The sequence below is a fragment of the Rufibacter latericius genome (genome assembly GCF_003721515.1).
GTDB lineage: Bacteria > Bacteroidota > Bacteroidia > Cytophagales > Hymenobacteraceae > Nibribacter > Nibribacter latericius.
The window spans coordinates 447,343-466,688 of sequence record NZ_RJJD01000015.1 but is presented as its reverse complement, the minus strand read 5'-3'; the positions used below and the strand labels follow the sequence as shown (position 1 = coordinate 466,688).

Here is a 19,346-nt window from a genome sequence, read left to right as displayed (position 1 = left end):
TTAGTAGTTAGATGTTAGGCGCTAGATTCCCTAAGGAGTACCGGAGAAAGTCTAACATTCAATGTCTGATATCTAGCATCTTAAAACATGAACAGAATCACCCAACTCTTTAACATACAATACCCCGTAATTCAGGCGGGCATGATTTGGTGCAGCGGCTGGAAACTGGCTTCGGCGGTGAGTAACGCCGGTGGTCTGGGCCTTATTGGCGCAGGCTCCATGTACCCAGATACCCTGCGGGAGCACATCCAGAAATGCAAAGCCGCTACAGACAAGCCTTTTGGGGTGAATGTGCCTTTGCTTTACCCAGACCTAGAAGAGCATTTTAAGATTATCATGGAAGAGAAAGTGCCTGTGGTCGTCACCTCTGCCGGGAACCCGAAGACCTGGACGAAGAAGCTACAGGATAATGGCTCCAAAGTAGTGCACGTGGTAAGCAACGTCAAGTTCGCCCGCAAGTGCGAGGAAGCCGGGGTAGACGCCATCGTGGCCGAAGGGTTTGAAGCGGGTGGGCATAACGGCCGCGAGGAAACCACCACGTTCTGCCTTATTCCGCTGGTTAGGCAGGCCGTGAGTTTGCCGCTGATTGCCGCCGGGGGCATTGCCAACGGAGCGGGTATCTTTGGCGCCTTGGCCTTGGGAGCCGAAGGAGTGCAGGTTGGTAGTCGGTTTGTGGCCAGCATAGAATCCAGCGCGCACCAGAGCTTCAAAGACCGCGTGGTAGCTGCGCAGGAAGGAGACACCGAGCTTTCTCTGAAACAACTCACGCCCGTACGCCTGCTCAAAAACAAATTCTACCAAGACGTGAAAGCCGCCGAATTACGCGGAGCTTCCAACTTAGAGTTAGTAGAATTGCTGGGTTCCCGCAGGGCCAAGCGCGGCATGTACGAAGGTGACATGGAGGAAGGCGAACTGGAAATAGGCCAGGCCGCTGCTATGGTGAAAGACATTAAACCCGCCGGCGATATTCTGTATGAGATGTGGCAGGAGTTTGAAGCTGCCAAGGCTAAGTTTTGTGGGGAGTGGCGGTAAGTGGCACTGAATTTCCAGAGATGAACCTCATAGTGAACCTGCTTTTCCCCACTTTGTCATCCTGAAAGGACCTTGTGAGCGCACTAGACAAGCGCTGTAGTAAACGTTATTATAGTTCGCCTGCAAGCTCCTTCTAAGATGACAGAAAGAGAAGAAAGAATTTAACAGGTGTTTTCAACCCTCCCTGTAATTCCGTATACTTCATAATGACAAACATTAAAGAGTACATAACCATTGATGAAGAGGTGCTAGGGGGCCAAGCCGTTTTCAAGGGGACGAGGGTGACCATTGAAACCTTATTTGCCCACCTAGAAAAAGGAATCTCTTTGGATGATTTCCTGGAAGATTTCCCCAGCGTAGCACGTGAGCAAGCGGTAGCAGTCCTGAGCATTGCAGAAAAGCTGGTAACCTCCAAGAACATTGAGCAGCTTTATGAAACTGCTGCTTGATGAGAATCTGCCTAAACGCCTGAAGCTGGACTTCCCTGATTATCAAATCTTCACCGTGAGTGATAAAGGCTGGAACGGAAAGAAAAACGGAGAACTGATGCAGTTGCTTCTGCAGGAAAGCTTTGACGCGCTTCTAACTTTTGACAAGAACCTGCAGCACCAGCAGAACTTTCAGAAATATGCTCTTCCGGTTTTAGTTTTGAATGCTCCAGATAACACGTACCTAACCTTGCAGACGCTGGTTCCTGCTATCAGGCAGGTCCTTGCCACTCCGCTCACTCCTGGCAGTACCACCATAACGCTTTGATTTTGCCTCTAAACCTCCTCATTGCTGCGCTCTCTCAACACGTCTCGCTCACGCCAGAGGAGGTTGAGGCATTCCTGGCTATCTGCATTCCGCAGGAGGCACAGAAGAAAGCGCATCTGCTACGCACCGGTGAACAGAACCATGCCCTATATTTCGTTTTGAGTGGGTGTCTGCGGTCGTTTATTGTGGACCAGGCAGGCAAAGAAGTGAACTTGGAGTTTGCCGTGGAAGGCTATTGGATTAGCGATGTAGCGTTCAACAAACCGGCGCTCCTCTCTATACAGGCGCTGGAGAAAACGCAGTACCTTCAAATCAGCATCAATGCTTTTGAGCAACTCACACAGGAACATCCTGTTTTCAACCTGTTTTTTCGGAAACTGCTCCAGAACGGGTACTTCGCGTTCAAGAAACGAATGCTAAGCGGTATGACGCAAACCGCGGCTGAGAACTACCGTGATTTCCTGATCAAATTCCCCAACCTGAGTCAACGCATTCCGCAGTACCACATTGCCTCGTACCTGGGCATCACGCCCGAGTTCTTCAGCACCATCAAATCCGAGGGGTTAGACTTGTACCAACAGGCCATTTCTTAAACTACCTTATTCTTTTTGGCTGCTTGCCTCCCGACCTTTGTAGAGTGAACCTGAGATGGCAGCCCTGTTGTTTTAGGCATGCCCTCCTTAATTTGGTTCACACCCTTTTTCACGCTAAAAAGCAAATCCGTGGAAAGAAGAACCTTTATCAAATTAGTTACAGGAGGAGCAATAACCATGACAACTTTAAGTGCTTTCAGAAAATTCACTGAGGAGTTAACCCCTCAGGACTATACCATGCCGGTGCTCTTCATTGGGCACGGCTCACCGATGAACGGCATCGAGGACAACGAGTTCAGCCAGCGCTGGAAGAAGATGGCGCAGGAAATTCCGGTGCCTAAGGCGGTGCTGGTGGTATCGGCGCACTGGTTTACCAAGGGCACCAAAATTACGGCTATGGACTTCCCGCAAACCATCCATGATTTTGGGGGTTTTCCGAAGGAGCTGTTTGCGGTGCAATATCCATCGCCCGGTGATGCGGCTTTGGCCAAAGAAACTGCTTCTTTGATTACTACTACGCAGGTAGAACTAGACCACGATTGGGGACTGGACCACGGCACCTGGACCATCATCCGGCACATGTACCCCGAGGCTAACATTCCGGTGCTACAGCTCAGCATTGACTACACCAAAGGTCCGCAGTATCATTATGACCTGGCCAAGGAACTGACCGCTTTGCGCAAGAAAGGCGTGCTCATTGTGGGCAGCGGTAACATGGTGCATAACCTGCGCATGATGAACTGGAGCATGATTAATGGAGGTGGCTACGACTGGACCCACACCATGAATGAGAAGTTCAAGGACCTCATCCTGAACCGCGACCACCAGCCGCTCATCCACTACCAGACGCTGGGCAAGGAAGCCTTGATGGCCATCCCGACGGTGGAACATTACCTGCCGCTTTTGTACACATTGGGCTTACAAGGCAAAGACGAAGAAACTTCGTTTTTCAATGATAAAATGGTAGGCGGATCTTTGACCATGACATCGGTGAAAATAGGCGCATAAGCGTTGACCCATAATTTTAGAAAAGAGGCCGAAGCGATTTCGGCCTCTTTTTGTTTAAACGCCTTCTAAACGTCAATAGACAAAAACATTTTGTGGATGTTCAGGCAGGAACCCGGAGTTTGTCTAGATGTTGAGGCGGTTGGTCTAAAAGATTTTAGGGTGAGAAAGAAGCTGCTTTACTTGTAGGCATCAAAGGAGCGGCTTTGGGTGAAGTGGCTCTGTTCAGGTTCTAATAGTTGAAAGGCCATGCTCAAAAACAAAGACTTTCTCGTGCTCCTCATCCGGCTATTTTTAGGCTACGTCTTTTTCTCGGCGGGTATCTGCAAACTCACGCATGGGAACTTCGGGCAGCTGATTGGTCCGCCTTGGCTGGAGGAAGTCCTCGCGAAGCACGGCTTGGGGTTGTTCGCGCAGGTGGTGGCGGTGTGCCAGGTAATCTGCGGGGCCTTGCTGTTCACGCAGCGGTTCAGTCTACTGGGCGCCGTGATGCTGGTGCCGATGAACGTTTCCATTCTGGCGGTAACCGTGTCGCAGAACTGGACCGGTACCCCGTATGTGAACGCGGTGTTCCTGCTGTTGAACCTGAGTCTGCTGCTGTATGAGTACAAACGGTTCCAGTTCTTGTTTTTCCCCGATGGGATGGTTGCGGCCGAGGCCACTCCGCTAGAACTGTTCCGGAGCGGGAAGTTGCCTTGGGCTATTCTTGCCGCAGCGCTGGGGACCATGGTTTCCGCCCGATTCAGCTATGACGTGACCAACGGTTTCGGGCTGCTTACCTTTGGGTTGGCCGGAGCGTGTGTGTTATTGCCTGCCGCCCTTAGCAAGTTGGAGAAAGTGATAGTGACCCAGGCCATTGCCAATATGTTTCTGATGACGTTGGGTAAGATCTCTGGAGCTTTACCGGTGCTGGCTGTAAACTCTGGTGTTCTGCTGGTGCTGCTGGTGGTGAATCTCTGGCTGAAATCCAGAAGCGCTTCGGCAATCTCTACAAAGGATTCTGTTTCGGTGGTATAATCGCAAAAACACCCAGAAAATGCTACCTTGCTGTGGCTTCACTTGTTGAGAGAATTCTCGTTGAACGGCTAACCGAGCAGCGCCATGGCAGTACCTACCACGTTTTACCAGCAGCTTCCGCCTCCGCCGCATCTGGCCGAGTTCGTGCGGTATTTCTGGATTGCTGAGGGGCAGGAGATTACGGCGCCGTACCACTTCAGTTCCGTGGCCAATGGCTGCGCCCAACTCACGTTCCACTACAAAGGTTCTTTTCTTTCGCCCGGCACAGACCAGGTAGTACCCGAGTTTTACCTGCACGGTCCTTCCAATAAACCCACCGAGATTACGACTCAGGAAAACTTTGGCATCATAGGCGTAGCCTTGTACCCGTACACGGCCAGCCTGCTCTTTCACACCTCGGGACAGGAAGTGAGCAACAAGGTGACGGTAGTGCAGGAGGTGTTTGGCACCGGCTTGAGGCTGCTGGAGGAACAGATTGCCACCTCGGCCTCGCACCAGGAGCGCATGGCCTTGCTCACCCAATTCCTGGCCGAGCACCTGCTGCAAAACAAACGTAGTTACACCCCCTTGATAAAACTGATAAAGGCCGAAATAGATGCCGGGCAACTCCCTGACGCTGACAAGCTCTACGAGCAGCTCTATCTTTCCCGCCGGCAATTTGAGCGACGGTTCAAAGACCTGTTGGGCTTCAACCCGAGGGAATACACCAAAATTCAGCGCTTCCGGTACTCCTTGCAGCGCTACCAACAAGACCCAGACCAGAGCTTCACGCAGTTGGCGCTTTCCAGCGGTTACTATGACCAGGCGCACTTCAACCGAGATTTCAAGGAGTACTCCGGCGTAACGCCTACCTCTTATTTCTCTGAAGACACCCAAGCACAAGGACTGCAGCTTTAGCCTGAAAAATGTCGTTCTGGTACAATCCTGAGCCTGTAAGCGGCGCTACTTTTGCCTTGTACTTTAAAATTTAAGGACATGGTAAAAGCAATTCATCTCACCGATGCTTCCTTTGAGGAGGCCATCCAATCTGACAAACCTGTGCTGGTAGACTTCTGGGCGGAGTGGTGTGGCCCCTGCCGCATGATTGGCCCTGTTGTAGAAGAACTGGCTAAAGAATACGAAGGCAAAGCCATCGTGGGCAAACTGGACGTAGATAACAACCCCATTGTTTCCTCTAAATACGGCATCAGGAGCATGCCTACGCTTTTGGTCTTCAAGAACGGACAGGTGGTGGACAAGCAAGTGGGCGCAGTGCCCAAGTATGTGCTGGAGAAGAAACTGGCAGCGTACGTGTAATCACTCCAGACTACCTGAAAGGGAAAAGAGGCTGGATTATTTTCGGCCTCTTTTCTGTAAAACAGGGCCAAAACAGGAGACGCTTGTTAGGCTCAATCCTTACCCTCCAAAGCCAAGGATTCCGCACCAAGTGGAAAATCCAAGAAGATGGAGAAGGGCAGAATAAAGGGTAGGTCGCTTTCCAACTATTCTTCGGAGTGAGTTGACAAAAAGCAAGATTAGGCTTACAGGACCTACTAAGAAGAAGGAAAGTAAATCAAGACCAGGGGTGCAAGGCCCGGACTTGAACTGTGAAGCAGTGTTGAGTATAATGACTAGGATGCCTGCAATGAAGTAGAACGTCAAGGTATAAGTAGCATTTTCCAGTTCGGGTTTTTCTAATGATTTCATTAGGCAGAGTTCTTACACGTATATTCCAGTTTAGGCTAAAATACCTTCTCACGGGTACAACAAATACTTCCTGCGCATCTCCTTATACGTTTTCAGGCCGGGTTCCCAGGTTTCCCTGATTTTAGCTTCAGACCAGCCTTCTTCTATCTGTTTCCGGAAATCGGCTACGCCGGCTAGTCGTTCAATCACGCCCATCTGCTTGCTGTATGATGAGTCAAAGAACCGTGCTTTCTCTGGGTAAGCTTTGTACAGTTCTATCATCCAACTCAGGTTGATCTGGCGCTTTTTCCGGAGTTGTTCTACATCATAGTTGCGTAAGTCCAACCCGTAGCAAGCCTCGTTCATGTGCAACGGGGTTTCGCTCATGCCTTTGATGCTGACCGGGGTGAAGGTAAATTCATATTTACCTTTCAGGGCTGGTGCACCCAGTACCGTAAACGGCATGTGCGTACCGCGTCCCTGGCTGATGATGGTTCCCTCAAAAAGGCACAGGCTGGGGTACAGCATCACACTTTGGGCCGTATTCAGATTAGGCGATGGGTTCACGGGCAGCACATACGGCATGTCATGGTTATAATTGGCCAGTTTGATGATGTTGAGCTTGTTCAGCTTCAGGCCCTTCTCCATCCAGCCTTCGCCGTTCACCATCTGGGCAAATTCCCCCACCGTTAGTCCGTGCGCAATAGGAATAGGAAACTGCCCGATGCCCGATTTATACTTCATGTCCAGGATGGGGCCATCAATCATGTAGGCGTGCGGGTTGGGCCGGTCCAGCACCATCAGTTCCACGTTGTGCTCGGCGCAGGATTCCATGACATCGCGCAGGGTATTGATGTTGGTGTAGAACCGAACGCCTACGTCCTGGATGTCATAGATGAGCACGTCCACGCCTGCCAGGTCTTCTTTGCTGGGCTTTCGCTTCTTGCCGTAGAGCGAGATAATAGGAATACCGGTTTTGGCGTCTACCTCATCGTCTACCTTCGCGCCGTTGCTGGCATTTCCCCTGAACCCATGCTCAGGCCCGAACACCTTTACAATCTGAATCCCCGAAGCCAACAAGCTATCCACGCTGGACTTCCCACCGATGGTAGAAGAAGGGTTCACCACCATGGCTACTTTCTTGCCTTTCAGGTAGGGTACATATTTCTCGGTCTGGTCGGCACCGGTCATCAAGGCTTTGCCGGGCTTGGCGGTGGTGGAGCTGTTTTGCGCGGAAGTAGGGGCGGTTGGCGAAGAAGATTTGGTACAGGAACCATTCGCTAGTATCACCGTGAGCAGGCCAAGTGAGAAGAAAGACAACAGGGATTTTGGCATAGGGGGTAAAGTTTTACGCAAGTTGGAGGTTTACCGGTAAAGTAGCAACCAAATCAATTTTCAGGCTTAAGAAAGTGAGGTCTTTGGAAGGAGATCTAGTCTATTTCACAAAAGTGGCGGCGAATTTTGCTTGTTTTTAAAGAAACAGGCCTAAAACAAAAAGAGGCCGGAGCATTTCCGGCCTCTTTTTGTAAAAACTGCTTTAAAACAGCAGACTATTCTTTGTCAATCAACTCCACGCTGCGCTTCACGAAGGCTGTCAAGGCAGCACCCGAAAGCATGTTCTGAGACAGCAACGCCAGGTCATAGGCCTGCTTGGCGATCTTCTCACCGCGCTCGTCGTTGTGCTTCAAGATGCGGTGGTTGATAGGATGGTTGGCGTTGATGGTCACGTTGTACATGTCTGGCAGGTTGCCCATCATCATCATGCCACCGCCGCCCATGCGGTTCATGTCTTTCATGCGGCGCATGAATTCTGGCAGGGTGATGATAACCGGTTGATCATCGGTGCTCAAGGCTTCCACGCCTACGGTCATGTTCTGATTCGCAATGGCTTTCTCAAACAGCTCCTTCAGACGCTTGGTCTCGTCTTCTGACAATACGCTAGCCGGTTTAGCATCGGTCTGGATGAGCTTATCAATGGTATCAGCGTCAACGCGTTTCAAGGTCGTTTTCTCTAACTTCTGCTCTAACTGACCGATGAAGTGCGGGTCAATCATGGAATCCAGCTTCACCACGTCATAGTTGCGGGTTTGGGCGGTCTCAATGAAGGCGTGCTGCTTCTCAGCATCAGTGGTGTACAAGATCACCAGGTTGCCGTCTTTATCGGTTTGGTTGGCCTGTACAAAGTTGCGGTACTCTTCCAGGGTATGGAATTTCTCGTCGGTGCTTTGCAGCAGGGTGAAGTCTTTGGCTTTCTCATAGAACTTGTCATCTGAGAGCATACCGTACTTCACGAACACCGCGATGTCGTTCCACTTCTCCTCGTAGGCGGTGCGGTCTTTCTTGTAGATCTCGTTCAGTTTATCGGCCACCTTACGGGTGATATAGGTGTTGATTTTCTTCACGTTGGCATCGGCCTGCAGGAAAGAGCGGCTTACGTTCAGCGGAATGTCCGGGGAGTCAATCACTCCGTGCAGCAGCATCAGGAACTCAGGAACCACGTCTTTCACCTCATCGGTGATGAATACCTGGCGGCTGTAAAGCTGGATTTTGTTTTTCTGGAAATCGAACTCATTCTTCACTTTAGGAAAGTAAAGAATACCGGTGAGGTTAAACGGATAGTCCACGTTCAGGTGAATCCAAAACAGCGGGTCTTCTGAGAACGGATATAGTTCTTTGTAGAAGTTCTTGTAGTCCTCATCGGTCAGGTCAGAAGGAGACTTGGTCCAGATGGGGTTCGGGTTGTTGATGGTTTCCCCGTTGAACTCCACCGGAATGGGTAAGAACTTGCAGTATTTGTTCAGGATGGTTTGCAGGCGGGCTTCCTCCAGGAACTCCTCAGAATCTTCGGCAATGTTCAAAATCACGTCGGTACCGCGCTCGGTGCGGGTTCCATTGGTGATGGAGAACTCCGTGGAACCGTCGCAGATCCAGTGAGCGGCCTCGGCGCCATCTTGGTGCGACAAAGTGTCAATTTCCACGGTGCCGGCCACCATAAACGCCGAGTAGAAGCCCAGACCGAACTGCCCGATGATCTGGCTCTTGTCAGCGTTGGAGTCTTTGTAGCGCTCCACAAACTCAGTGGCGCCGGAGAACGCAATCTGGTTGATGTATTTCTTGATCTCCTCGGCAGTCATCCCTATCCCGTTGTCCGAGATGATGATCTGCTTTTTCTCTTTGTCTACCTTCACGGTCACCTTCAGCTCGCCCAGGTCACCTTTCAGCTCGCCAATGCTGGAGAGACTTTTGGCTTTTTGGCTCGCATCCACGGCGTTGGACACCAACTCACGCAAGAAAATCTCGTGGTCTGAGTACAAGAACTTCTTGATGATGGGGAAAATGTTCTCGGTGTGAATCGAAATCGTGCCTTTTTCTTCCATTTCCTTATCTATGTAAATAATGATGTGTGTTGCTAATGGTGAATGAGCCTTGGCAAAAGCTGTTCCAGCAACCGCAAAAGTGACAGGATGGCAGAATTTATGGCGAAACTGGTTCTTGAAAGCCTTTTTGAGCGGAACACTTCTTTGAAAATGTAGGGATAATCCCTAGTGGTTGCCCTTTCTTGTTCTCCGGGCCTTGAATGGTAGATTTCCCGCTGGATTGTCCCATTTTATGGCTTGTTTCCAAAAAAACACCTGTATTACTCGGACTACCGTTTAGGGCAACCAAAGGGGATTGCCCCTACTTTCTAAAAATCAGGCGCAAAACGGAGAACCTCAAACAGAACTTTGCAGCAGAAGAAGCAGTAAGCGTTTGTACAAGAGCCACAAACGTTTTCTTACTGAAATATGAATGCTGGTGTTATATTTGCGGATAACCAAAAACTGTGCGGAATCTTCGGAGCCTAAGTGCCTACCTCTTGCTCCTGCTGTTTATGCGGGTGATGGTACCTGAAAAGGTACTGGTGGCATTGCACGCCCACGCCCACTCAGAAGACAAACCGCACGACGAGAACCGGCCGCACATTGACAACAAGCACACGCACTGTCCTACGGCCGAGTTATTCAACACTCCTTTTCAGCCTTCAGAGACGATAGTAGAGTTTACTGCCCCAATTCCGTTGATAGATAGTTACCAGGAGGGCTTCGCCTTCATCTGGAAATTCAGCTATCCGCATACCGCCTCTCCGCGCGGGCCACCTGTGGCTCTGCTCAGTTAATTCTATTTCCTTCAAGACAGCCCAGGCTCTCCCTTGCCGCGTAGTTTACAGCCTTTTCTGTAAAAACGGGCAAGAAACGTCCTGCCTTTGAAGGCGGTTTGGAGGACGCTCCTCCTTTTCCCATTTCTTTTTTCTTACTGAGTTGCGCAAATACTTGAAATATTTGGTGCTGCTTCTGCTGTGTATTGACCTGGCCTCTGCCCGTGTCTTTGCACAGAATGGTCCGATTCTTACCGGGAAAGATGCGCCTGCCGAGGCAGACTGCGGCATCACGCTTTCCGGCAAAGTCACCGACCATGAAGACCGCAGCCCTCTGATTGGTGCCACCGTGGTACTGGAAGGCACCCCCCACACCAGCATCACCGATACCGACGGTCACTACCATTTCCATGGCCTTTGCCCCGGCACGTACCGCATAGTGGTGTCTTATATTGGCTATAACCCAGAACGGCTGGAGAAGTCAGTACGGGCACCAGAGGTGATCAATTTCCGGTTGCACCCAGACGCGCTTCAGCTACACTCGGTGGAGGTCCGGATTGCCAAACAGCGCGAGCAGATTCCCCAAGCTACAAGTCATCTAAGCGGACAGGAATTGAGGCAGACGCATGGCCAGTCGCTGGCCCAGTCACTGGAGCGGATGACGGGCGTGACTAGCATCCAGACCGGACCCAGCATCGCTAAACCTGTCATCCATGGTATGCACAGCAACCGCGTGCTGGTCATGAACAACGGCGTGCGCCACGAGGCCCAGCAATGGGGTTCTGAGCACGCGCCCGAGATTGACCCGTTTGTAGCCTCTGAGCTGACCGTGGTGAAAGGAGCCGCTGGCGTACGCTACGGCGCCGATGCCATTGGCGGCGTGATTCTGGTAGAGCCTAAACCGTTGCGAGATTCGGCCGGAACAAGTGCCGAGTTGAACCTGGTAGGGGTGAGCCACAATCGCCAGGGCGTTCTGTCTGGTATGGTGGAAAGCAATCCGGCGGGCATCCCGTCGCTGAGCTTGCGCCTGCAGGGCACGCTCAAAAAGGCCGGAAACAGCAAGACTCCAGATTACTACCTGGCCAACACCGGCTACCAGGAGCAGAACTTCTCGGCCGCCGCCGGTTGGACCCGCCAGAAGTTTGGGGTAGATGCCTTTTTCAGCCGATTTGACACCAGGCTGGGCGTGTTCTCGGCCTCGCACGTGGGCAACCTCACCGATATCCGAACCGCGCTGCAACGGGAACGCCCGGAACCGGAGGCTGATTTCACCTATGACATCGGGGTGCCGTACCAGAACGTGACGCATGATATGATGCGCCTGCATGGGTTCTACCGTACCGGTCCGGCCAGCCGTTTGCTCTTCACCTATGCCCGGCAATACAACCAACGCGAGGAGTATGATGCCCACGGTGATTCCAGCAGGCCTGGCCTTCGGTTTGAGATTACTACGCACAGCAGCGAAGTCGTTTGGGAACACCCGCTCATCAAGAACCTAAAAGGCAGCATTGGGGCCACGTACCAGTACCAGTTCAACCGGTATGAGGGACGTTTCTTTGTGCCGTTTTTCCAGAGCCACACCGGCGGACTGTTCTGGATTGAGAACTGGGAGAAAGGTAAGTGGCACGTGGAGGCAGGGCTTCGGTACGATTACCGCTACCTGCAGGCCAAAATGTTCCGCAAAGACACCCCGGAGAAAACCGGCCAGTCTGAGTTGGACAATGAGCTACTCACGCCTACCCATCGGTTCCAGAACCTGTCTGGTACGCTGGGAGCCATCTACCACTTCGGGCCGCACTTAGATCTGAACCTGAATGCCTCCACGGCGTGGCGTTCGCCTACCACCAGTGAGTTGTACAGCAACGGCATTCACCACGGTACGGGCACCTACGAGTACGGCAACGCAAATCTGGGAGTGGAGCGGGCGTACAACTTTATGGCTACGCTGGCTTACGTGCAGAACAAGCGCCTGAACGGCGAGATCAGTGTGTACCACAACTTCATAGACAACTACATCTACCAGGAGCCAGATACGGTGCCTACGCTGACCATCAGGGGCGCTTTCCTGACGGCCCGTCAGAAACAAACCAATGCCACCTTCTCCGGGGTAGATGTAAGTGCGTCTTACCAGTTAACGGATCACCTGCTTTTCGCCACCAAGGCCTCACTGGTGCGGGCGTACAACCGCACCGCCGATGAGTACCTGATCTGGATTCCCTCTGACCGCTACGAGAACAGCCTGCGCTATTCCGTAGAACGATTAGGAGCCCAGGGAGTATTTGTGCAAAACTTTATTTCCATCAGCGGACTAGCGGTGCCCCGGCAGCGCCATATCCCAGGCAATTACCTGGCCCGTGATTACGCCATGCCACCAGCTGGTTATTTCCTGCTGAACGCCGAGGCGGGCACTACCCTGCAGCTAGGCAAGCAGCAGATTGAGGTTGGTTTGATCGGTCGTAATCTCCTGAACACCGCCTACCGCGATTACCTGAACCGTTTCCGGTACTACGCCGATGAAATAGGCAGATCCATTACCCTGCGGGTGAGCATCCCGCTTAATTTCTAAACCTGATTTTTCACCAGAATAAAAATTCAATTCCCCATGAAATCATTTTTGAAACCTTCCCTCGCCCTTTTGTTCACTGCTTCTGTGTTCATGACTTCTTGTAGCAATGACGAAGATCCGGTGCCAACCAACGAGGAAGAACTGATCACCACCTTGCAGCTTGACTTCATGCCAACAGCTGGAGGTACCACCGTAACAGCCACCTACCGTGATCTGGATGGCCCTGGCGGGCAGGCTCCTACCATCACTCCGGTACAATTGGCCGCAAACAAGAGTTACGCGCTGGCTGTAACTGTTCTGGATGAATCTAAGACTCCTGCGGAAGACATCACCGAAGAAGTACAGGAAGAAGGCCATGAGCACCAGTTTTTCTATGTTCCTTCTACAGGCTTAAACCTTACGATGACTTACAATGATGCTGACAAGAACAACTTGCCGATGGGCATCAACAACAGAGCTGCTACAGGAGCCGCATCAACTGGTACCTTGCAAGTAGTCCTGAAGCATCAGCCTGGTTCAAAAAGTGCTACCAGCACCATCAACACCGGTGAGACAGATGTGGAAGTAAGTTTCCCTGTTACCATCCAATAAGGAGAAACCCCGATAAACAGAAAGCCCCGGCACATGCCGGGGCTTTCTGTTTTAAGCCCGTTTTTCATGAAATGTGCCCGAAACGCATAAACAGCAAGGCCCGCCTCAAATGAATGAGGAGGGCCTTGCTGCGGGTTTAGATAGATCTGTTTTGGGTATTAATTCAGGACGGGCTCCACTTTGTAGCCTTGGGCACGGAGCAACTGGATTAGTCCTTCCTCGCCGGCCAGATGGGCGGCCCCCACGGCAACAAACGAGGTGTTTTTCTTCATCATGTCTACCATGGGAGCAAGCCATTTGTGGTTCCGCTCATCCAATAGTAAGTCATTTGATTTTGAATCTTCCTGTGAGGTAATCAGGTTATACAAGCCGCTGAGGTCTTCCTGCTGGTAAAGCGTGAGCATGTTCTTCATGAGCTTGCGCTGTTTGTCAAACTGCTTCACGTTGTTCAGCAATTGGGATGTCTGCGCTTCCAACGTGGACTGATCAAACAAAGCTACCTGCTCCTCTGGGGTTTCCAGCACGTAGATAGACTTGTGCCACTTTTTAGCCATGTCTAACAGCGCCAGGTCATAAGATTCAGGGCTGTAACCCAATAACTTAGGGTAAAGCAGCAACTGACCCAGGAAACCAGGTTTAATATAACGGAACTGCTGCATGTTGCGCTCCAGTGAATCTTGCACGAAGTTGGTCAAGAGATTGTAGTCCTGGGCGGTCATCAATGACTCTAGAGGTTGGTTCATGCGCATGGTTTTGGAAAGAAGCCGCGTCAGTTTCGGACTGTCCAAGTCAACTTCAAAGACCACGGTCTGTGATTTTAACAGTTTTTGTTTTACCTTACTAGGCAGAACAAACTGGTTTTTAGGCACCAGGTGGAACGTGCCATAGAGGTAAGAGGTCTTGATTCCTTTGCCGCTTACTTTCCAGAGAAGAGAGTTTGTAGGGGCCTCTGGAGAAGCACAAACGCCCGTCTTAGGGAAAGAGATGCCCAAGACCAAGCTAAAGAAGAACCAAAAAAAAGCGGCTTTATACGTGCCCATAAATAGAAGGTTGCAGAACTTTAACAAAAGTATCACTTTTTTTTAGAGATCAATGTGATCTTAGGCATTAATGCGACGAAACGGTAAAAATCCTCGATGAAACCTAAATAACTGTGATTAAATCGCTTACCCTTATCACCTGTTAAGTCTAGATTTATATCTAAAATCCTAAATATTTCTGTTGCCAGATCTATCCCATCTCTGCATGCAAACCACTACTTCACCGGCTTCTACAAGTAAACTCTTAAACACAGCGGTTATTGTGGCCGCTCTGGGCTACTTTGTAGACATCTATGACCTTGTTCTCTTCAGTATTGTAAGGATCAACAGCCTGCGCGACCTGGGAGTCAGTAGCCCTGCGGCCTTATTGGAGGAGGGGGTGCATCTGATAAATATGCAAATGACCGGCATGTTGCTGGGCGGAATCTTCTGGGGCATTCTAGGCGATAAACGGGGCCGTATCTCCGTGTTATTTGGATCTATTTTCTTGTACTCTGCCGCGAATATCGCCAATGGGTTTGTCACTGATCTGGGCTGGTATGCCTGGTTGCGGTTTATTGCCGGGGTAGGCTTGGCCGGAGAGCTGGGAGCCGGAATCACCCTGGTGAGTGAAGTGCTACCCAAGGAAAAGCGGGGTTACGGCACCACCATTGTGGCATCGGTGGGCATCTCGGGGGCTATTCTGGCCGGAGTGATTGGCGAGTATTACCACTGGCGCACTGCTTATTTTGTAGGGGGCGGACTTGGTTTACTCCTATTGTTGCTTCGGATTGGAGTATTTGAATCGGGGATGTTTGAGCGCACCCAACAGCAAGAGGTAGCACGGGGTAACTTCCTGAGTCTGTTCAACAACGGTGCCCGCTTCTTTAAGTACCTGAAATGCATCCTGATAGGCGTGCCCATCTGGTTTGTGATTGGGGTGCTCATTACCTTCTCCCCCGAGATCAGTCAGGCTCTGGGAATTACTGCAACTATTTCAGCAGCCAAAGGCATCGGCTTCTCTTACCTGGGCCTTACTCTGGGAGATTTGGCCAGTGGGCTCGTGAGCCAGAAATTGCGGAGCCGCAAAAAAGTGGTGGTACTCTTCCTGCTGCTGCTTTCAGCGATAGTGGCTTTGTTCCTGCTGGCGCAGGGAGCGAGCGAGACATACTTCTATGGCCTTTGCGTAGCCTTGGGCTTTGCCAGCGGCTACTGGGCCGTGTTTGTGACCATTGCGGCTGAGCAGTTCGGGACCAACATCAGAGCCACGGTGACCACTACGGTGCCTAACTTCGTGCGAGGAGCCGTGGTGATTCTCACACTTTCCTTTAAAGGGTTACAGGATGATCTAGGGCTATTGACCACGGCAGCACTCTTGGGGGCTGTCACTATTGTGATTGCCTTGATCTCCATCAGCACCCTGCCGGAGAGTTTCAGCAAGGATCTGGACTATACAGAGTAGTCATGTTTTAGGGCTGTTTTGGCCAGAACAGCCCTAAAATAGGTGGGCACTTTCTTTCGGTGCACTCTGTTTTGGCTTTATTAGTTTATTTTCGCACATGATTCTTTTCAACGAAACCGTTAGCATAGACAACGCCGTGGCCGCTGAATGGCTCCAGTGGATGCAGGAAACGCATATCCCCGAGGTGATGGCCACTACATTTTTCGTAAAGTTCCAGATTGCCAGGGTGGTGGAAGAGGAAGACACCGGAGGCACCACCTACGCCGTGCAGTATTTTGCCCGCCACATGGATGACCTGCTGGAATACCACCGTGACCACGACCAAAACATGCAAGCCAAAATGCAGGCCCGGTATGCCGGTCAGTATGCCGCCTTTAGAACCGTTTTGGAAGTGGTAGGTTAAGTAGTTGCCAGTTGTTGGTTTTAGTCATTAGAGAATCGAACGCTTACCGGTTCAAGCACTTTAACTAGCCAGCGCCTGTTTCCAGCCCATATTCATGAAAAGGCCCTGAAGACGACAATCGTTTTCAGGGCCTTTTGGTTTAGCCAACCTAATGGCCTGTAAATGCTTTCAGCATCCAGCTCTTTCATTCAAGCCAGTTTGGGGCCGATTTCGCAAAAAGGTCTTCAAAACGCTGTAAGGCAGTTTGAAGGCGTTTTCACTATTGAACCAAGAACTTAGAATCGCTGCAGTTCCTCCTGGCTTAGATTGCAGTTGATCCACTCGCCGTCCAGGTTGGCGCCTATGCTGCGGTAGAAACTGATGGCAGGCTCGTTCCAGTCCAACACCTGCCACTTCATGCGCTTGTAGTTTTCCTCCTTGGCGGTCTGCACCACGGCATTGAACAGCATCCGCCCTAGGCCTTGGCGCCGCAGTCGCTCCGTGACCACAATATCCTCCAAGAACAGCATTTTGCCTTTCCAGGTAGAATAGGCGGTATAATACAGCGCGATGCCCACAATGCCCTCCTCGGCAGACTCGGCTACGAAGAACTCAAAGATAGGCTGGTCTCCGAACCCGTCACGGCGCATGTCTTCAATGGTATTGGTGACTTCATCTGGGGCTTTCTCAAACACGGCCAGTTCTACAATCAGGGCGTGCACGCCGGGCAGATCGGCCTCGGTACCTTTCCTCACTTTTATGGTTTCACTCATGATTTCAGCTTTAAACCAACCTCCTGTTGGCTGGTAGGCCGCAAGATACAGGGTCTGCCGCGCATTAAAAAAGCCATTGCCTCCAAGGAGCTGATCCGGGAAGCAATGGCTTAAAAGGATGGCTGACAGAGGTTACTGCGCCGCGTACGGGTTTACGCCCATGTTGTAGTATACAAACGACCAGACATCGGCGGCTTCCGCGATTTGGGCCGTGGTGGATTTCCCGGCGCCGTGCCCGGCTTTCACGTCTACCCTGATCAAATATGGGTTTGAGCCGGCGCCTTTTTCCTGCAACGTGGCGATGTACTTGAACGAGTGCGCCGGCACCACGCGATCATCATGGTCGGCGGTGGTGACCAGCGTAGCCGGGTAGTTCACGCCTTCCTTGATGTTGTGGATGGGCGAGAACTTCATGAGGTTCTGGAACTGCGCGGCATCATCTGATGACCCATACTCGGGCACCCAGGCCCACCCAATGGTGAACTTATGGAACCGCAGCATGTCCATTACGCCCACGGCGGGTAAGGCTACTTTAAACAGATCGGGGCGTTGGTTTACAACGGCGCCAATCAGCAGACCTCCATTGGAGCCACCGGCAATGGCCAGTCTCTGCGAGGAGGTGTATTTCTGCTTGATCAGGTACTCGGCTGCGCCGATGAAATCATCGAAAACGTTCTGCTTGTTGGGCGTCATGCCCGCTTTGTGCCAGGCCTCGCCGTACTCACCGCCACCCCTGATGTTGGCCACGGCAAACACGCCGCCGTTCTCCAGCCACACCATGCGGGCAATGCTGAAACCCGGCGTCATAGAGGCGTTGAATCCGCCGTAGGCATAGAGGTACGTAGGGTTGTTTCCGTCCAGCACCAGGCCTTTCTTGTGGGTGATGAACATGGGAACCTTGGTGCCGTCCTTGCTGGTGTAGAAGACCTGCTTGGTTTCGTAGCCTTCCATGTTCACGTCTACCTCAGATTTGCGGAACAGGGTGGACTTGTTCGTGGCCACGTCATACTGGTAAATGGTGGTGGGGTACGTGTAGGAGGTGAAGGAGTAGAAAACGGTTTTGTCTTCCTTTTTCCCCGTGAAACCATCGGCGGTGCCCAGGGTTGGGAGGGCCACATCATGCAGAAACTTACCGCTGGTATCGTGCACTCGCACCAGGGTAGCGGCATCTTTCATGTAGTTGAGGATTAGTCGGCCGCCTATCAGCGAGGCGTAGTTCAGTACGTTATCGGTCTCGGGCACCAAAGTCTTCCAGTTGGCCTGTTGCGGTTTCTTGAGATCGATCTCAATGAGCTTGTACTTGGGCGCATTCTGGTTGGTGAGCACAATGAGCTTGTCGCCGATGTTCTCCACCACGCCAAATTCCTTGTCAAAGGTCTCCACCAGCGGCACGATGGGGCTGTTAGCTTTGGAGAGGTCTTTCACATACAAGGAGTTGTTGCTGGTTCCTTCTGAGGCAGTGAGCACCAGGTATTTCTCGTCTTCAGTGGTGCTGCCGAACAACAGACGAAGCGGATGTGCTTTGGCTTCCCAGATGAGTTTGTCCTGGCTTTGGGGCGTGCCTACTTTGTGGTAGTAGACTTTGTGGTATTCGTTCTTGTTGGCCATTTTGGAACCCTGGGTGGGCTCGGCGTAGCGGCTGTAGAAGAAGCCGTCTTTGTGCCAGCTGGTACCCGAAAACTTGATCCAGTGCAGTTCATCGGAGAGTTTCTTGCCGGTAGCCACGTCCAGCACATAGGCATCACGCCAGTCAGAGCCGCCAGTTGAGGTGGTGTAGACCGCGTATCTGGCGTCTTTGCTAAACTCCAGGCTGCCCAAAGACGTGGTGCCGTCTTCCGATAGTTTGTTCGGGTCCAGGAACAGTTCAGGCGTACCGTTCAGGCCTTTCTGGCGGTAAAGCACGCTTTGGTTCTGCAGGCCGTCGTTTTTGTAGAAGTAGTAATAGTCGCCCTCGCGGAGCGGGGCCCCGTATTTAGGGTAGTTCCAGAGCTGCGTCAGGCGTTTCTGGATTTGCTCGCGGAACGGTATTTTGGCCAGATAATCAAAGGTAAGGTCGTTCTGTTGCTTTACCCAGGAAGCCACGTTCTGGGCGGTATCGGCTTCCAGCCAACGGTAAGGGTCGGGCACCTGGGTGCCGTGGTAGGTATCGGTATGGTCTGTTTTCTCGGTTTTCGGGTACATAAACGTAGAAGGTTTGGCGGCCACGGCGGGCGTTTCGGTCGCAGGAGTAGCCGCAGCCGACGGTGAAGTAGAAGGCGTGCTGGTTTTACAGCCGGTCACCGCCGCAAGGGCAGCAACCCAGATAAACGTAAAGGATTTGTTCATGTTCTTTTGCGTTAGTTTCACCAAT

Annotated in this window: 18 protein-coding genes; 13 read left to right on the top strand and 5 right to left on the bottom strand. The window is 51.7% G+C overall.

Translation table 11 applies throughout. The annotated features are described in order from the left end of the window. Positions 1 to 87 precede the first annotated feature (87 nt). The 8 genes from EFB08_RS19465 (at position 88) to trxA (ending at position 5,699) form a co-directional block, all read left to right on the top strand. Positions 88 to 1,032 carry an NAD(P)H-dependent flavin oxidoreductase gene (locus EFB08_RS19465; protein WP_123128628.1) on the top strand — a complete coding sequence of 315 codons (945 nt, stop codon included), beginning with the start codon at positions 88 to 90 and terminating at the stop codon, positions 1,030 to 1,032. A 206-nt stretch (positions 1,033 to 1,238) separates the two neighbouring features. Next, on the top strand, positions 1,239 to 1,481 hold the full coding sequence (locus EFB08_RS19460) for a DUF433 domain-containing protein (protein ID WP_123128627.1): 243 nt from the start codon (positions 1,239 to 1,241) through the stop codon (positions 1,479 to 1,481). Continuing rightward, positions 1,465 to 1,788, top strand: coding sequence for a hypothetical protein (locus tag EFB08_RS19455; RefSeq protein WP_123128626.1), 324 nt, complete (start codon positions 1,465 to 1,467; stop codon positions 1,786 to 1,788). Before EFB08_RS19460 ends, EFB08_RS19455 begins: the two co-directional genes overlap by 17 nt. Before the next feature lie 2 nt (positions 1,789 to 1,790). Beyond that, the gene (locus tag EFB08_RS19450; RefSeq protein ID WP_165864970.1) at positions 1,791 to 2,381 is read left to right on the top strand and encodes a Crp/Fnr family transcriptional regulator; all 591 of its coding nucleotides are present in this window, start codon (positions 1,791 to 1,793) and stop codon (positions 2,379 to 2,381) included. A 177-nt stretch (positions 2,382 to 2,558) separates the two neighbouring features. Further along, entirely contained in the window at positions 2,559 to 3,389 is an 831-nt protein-coding gene (gene ygiD, locus EFB08_RS19440) for a 4,5-DOPA-extradiol-dioxygenase (protein ID WP_123128623.1), read from the top strand. Between the two features lie 246 nt (positions 3,390 to 3,635). Beyond that, the gene (locus EFB08_RS19435) at positions 3,636 to 4,403 is read left to right on the top strand and encodes a DoxX family protein (RefSeq protein ID WP_123128622.1); all 768 of its coding nucleotides are present in this window, start codon (positions 3,636 to 3,638) and stop codon (positions 4,401 to 4,403) included. Positions 4,404 to 4,487: 84 nt separating this feature from the next. Beyond that, a complete protein-coding gene (locus tag EFB08_RS19430; RefSeq protein WP_123128621.1) occupies positions 4,488 to 5,300 on the top strand; it encodes an AraC family transcriptional regulator in 813 nt (270 codons plus the stop codon). Positions 5,301 to 5,378: 78 nt separating this feature from the next. Further along, a complete protein-coding gene (gene trxA / locus EFB08_RS19425) occupies positions 5,379 to 5,699 on the top strand; it encodes a thioredoxin (protein WP_123128620.1) in 321 nt (106 codons plus the stop codon). A 438-nt stretch (positions 5,700 to 6,137) separates the two neighbouring features. Here the strand turns inward: trxA and EFB08_RS19420 are convergent, their stop codons facing one another. Both EFB08_RS19420 and htpG read right to left on the bottom strand, forming a co-directional pair. Beyond that, on the bottom strand, positions 6,138 to 7,403 hold the full coding sequence (locus EFB08_RS19420) for an exo-beta-N-acetylmuramidase NamZ family protein (protein WP_123128619.1): 1,266 nt from the start codon (positions 7,401 to 7,403) through the stop codon (positions 6,138 to 6,140). Positions 7,404 to 7,618: 215 nt separating this feature from the next. Continuing rightward, entirely contained in the window at positions 7,619 to 9,445 is a 1,827-nt protein-coding gene (gene htpG / locus EFB08_RS19415; RefSeq protein ID WP_123128618.1) for a molecular chaperone HtpG, read from the bottom strand. Positions 9,446 to 9,891: 446 nt separating this feature from the next. Here htpG and EFB08_RS19410 point away from each other — a divergent pair, with 446 nt between their 5' ends. The 3 genes from EFB08_RS19410 (at position 9,892) to EFB08_RS19400 (ending at position 13,360) form a co-directional block, all read left to right on the top strand. Further along, entirely contained in the window at positions 9,892 to 10,224 is a 333-nt protein-coding gene (locus EFB08_RS19410) for a hypothetical protein (protein ID WP_125077810.1), read from the top strand. 154 nt (positions 10,225 to 10,378) lie between these two features. After that, the gene (locus tag EFB08_RS19405) at positions 10,379 to 12,769 is read left to right on the top strand and encodes a TonB-dependent receptor (RefSeq protein ID WP_165864969.1); all 2,391 of its coding nucleotides are present in this window, start codon (positions 10,379 to 10,381) and stop codon (positions 12,767 to 12,769) included. Positions 12,770 to 12,805: 36 nt separating this feature from the next. Next, positions 12,806 to 13,360 carry a hypothetical protein gene (locus tag EFB08_RS19400; RefSeq protein ID WP_123128615.1) on the top strand — a complete coding sequence of 185 codons (555 nt, stop codon included), beginning with the start codon at positions 12,806 to 12,808 and terminating at the stop codon, positions 13,358 to 13,360. A 158-nt stretch (positions 13,361 to 13,518) separates the two neighbouring features. Here EFB08_RS19400 and EFB08_RS19395 read toward each other — a convergent pair whose 3' ends face one another. Then, positions 13,519 to 14,400, bottom strand: coding sequence for a TraB/GumN family protein (locus EFB08_RS19395; RefSeq protein ID WP_123128614.1), 882 nt, complete (start codon positions 14,398 to 14,400; stop codon positions 13,519 to 13,521). A gap of 205 nt (positions 14,401 to 14,605) precedes the next feature. Between EFB08_RS19395 and EFB08_RS19390 the strand changes: the two genes are divergently transcribed. Together EFB08_RS19390 and EFB08_RS19385 are read left to right on the top strand one after the other, a co-directional pair. Next, the gene (locus EFB08_RS19390) at positions 14,606 to 15,841 is read left to right on the top strand and encodes an MFS transporter (protein WP_123128613.1); all 1,236 of its coding nucleotides are present in this window, start codon (positions 14,606 to 14,608) and stop codon (positions 15,839 to 15,841) included. A 97-nt stretch (positions 15,842 to 15,938) separates the two neighbouring features. Next, positions 15,939 to 16,244, top strand: coding sequence for a DUF4286 family protein (locus tag EFB08_RS19385; protein ID WP_123128612.1), 306 nt, complete (start codon positions 15,939 to 15,941; stop codon positions 16,242 to 16,244). Positions 16,245 to 16,519: 275 nt separating this feature from the next. On the opposite strand, the gene EFB08_RS19380 is transcribed toward EFB08_RS19385, so the two are convergent. Both EFB08_RS19380 and EFB08_RS19375 read right to left on the bottom strand, forming a co-directional pair. Further along, positions 16,520 to 16,996: a GNAT family N-acetyltransferase gene (locus EFB08_RS19380; protein ID WP_123128611.1), complete on the bottom strand. Its 477-nt coding sequence runs from the start codon at positions 16,994 to 16,996 to the stop codon at positions 16,520 to 16,522. 132 nt (positions 16,997 to 17,128) lie between these two features. Further along, positions 17,129 to 19,321 (bottom strand): prolyl oligopeptidase family serine peptidase, encoded by a 2,193-nt coding sequence (locus tag EFB08_RS19375; RefSeq protein WP_123128610.1) that lies wholly within the window; start codon positions 19,319 to 19,321, stop codon positions 17,129 to 17,131. Between the last annotated feature and the right edge of the window lie 25 nt (positions 19,322 to 19,346).

Coding starts and splice junctions, on each gene's coding strand:
- EFB08_RS19400 (WP_123128615.1), top strand. CDS start 12,806: ATGAAATCATTTTTGAAACCTTCCCTCGCCCTTTTGTTCACTGCTTCT.
- EFB08_RS19460 (WP_123128627.1), top strand. CDS start 1,239: ATGACAAACATTAAAGAGTACATAACCATTGATGAAGAGGTGCTAGGG.
- EFB08_RS19375 (WP_123128610.1), bottom strand. CDS start 19,321: ATGAACAAATCCTTTACGTTTATCTGGGTTGCTGCCCTTGCGGCGGTG.
- EFB08_RS19380 (WP_123128611.1), bottom strand. CDS start 16,996: ATGAGTGAAACCATAAAAGTGAGGAAAGGTACCGAGGCCGATCTGCCC.
- EFB08_RS19390 (WP_123128613.1), top strand. CDS start 14,606: ATGCAAACCACTACTTCACCGGCTTCTACAAGTAAACTCTTAAACACA.
- EFB08_RS19435 (WP_123128622.1), top strand. CDS start 3,636: ATGCTCAAAAACAAAGACTTTCTCGTGCTCCTCATCCGGCTATTTTTA.
- EFB08_RS19455 (WP_123128626.1), top strand. CDS start 1,465: ATGAAACTGCTGCTTGATGAGAATCTGCCTAAACGCCTGAAGCTGGAC.
- EFB08_RS19430 (WP_123128621.1), top strand. CDS start 4,488: ATGGCAGTACCTACCACGTTTTACCAGCAGCTTCCGCCTCCGCCGCAT.
- EFB08_RS19385 (WP_123128612.1), top strand. CDS start 15,939: ATGATTCTTTTCAACGAAACCGTTAGCATAGACAACGCCGTGGCCGCT.
- EFB08_RS19465 (WP_123128628.1), top strand. CDS start 88: ATGAACAGAATCACCCAACTCTTTAACATACAATACCCCGTAATTCAG.
- ygiD (WP_123128623.1), top strand. CDS start 2,559: ATGACAACTTTAAGTGCTTTCAGAAAATTCACTGAGGAGTTAACCCCT.
- htpG (WP_123128618.1), bottom strand. CDS start 9,445: ATGGAAGAAAAAGGCACGATTTCGATTCACACCGAGAACATTTTCCCC.
- trxA (WP_123128620.1), top strand. CDS start 5,379: ATGGTAAAAGCAATTCATCTCACCGATGCTTCCTTTGAGGAGGCCATC.
- EFB08_RS19420 (WP_123128619.1), bottom strand. CDS start 7,403: ATGCCAAAATCCCTGTTGTCTTTCTTCTCACTTGGCCTGCTCACGGTG.
- EFB08_RS19395 (WP_123128614.1), bottom strand. CDS start 14,400: ATGGGCACGTATAAAGCCGCTTTTTTTTGGTTCTTCTTTAGCTTGGTC.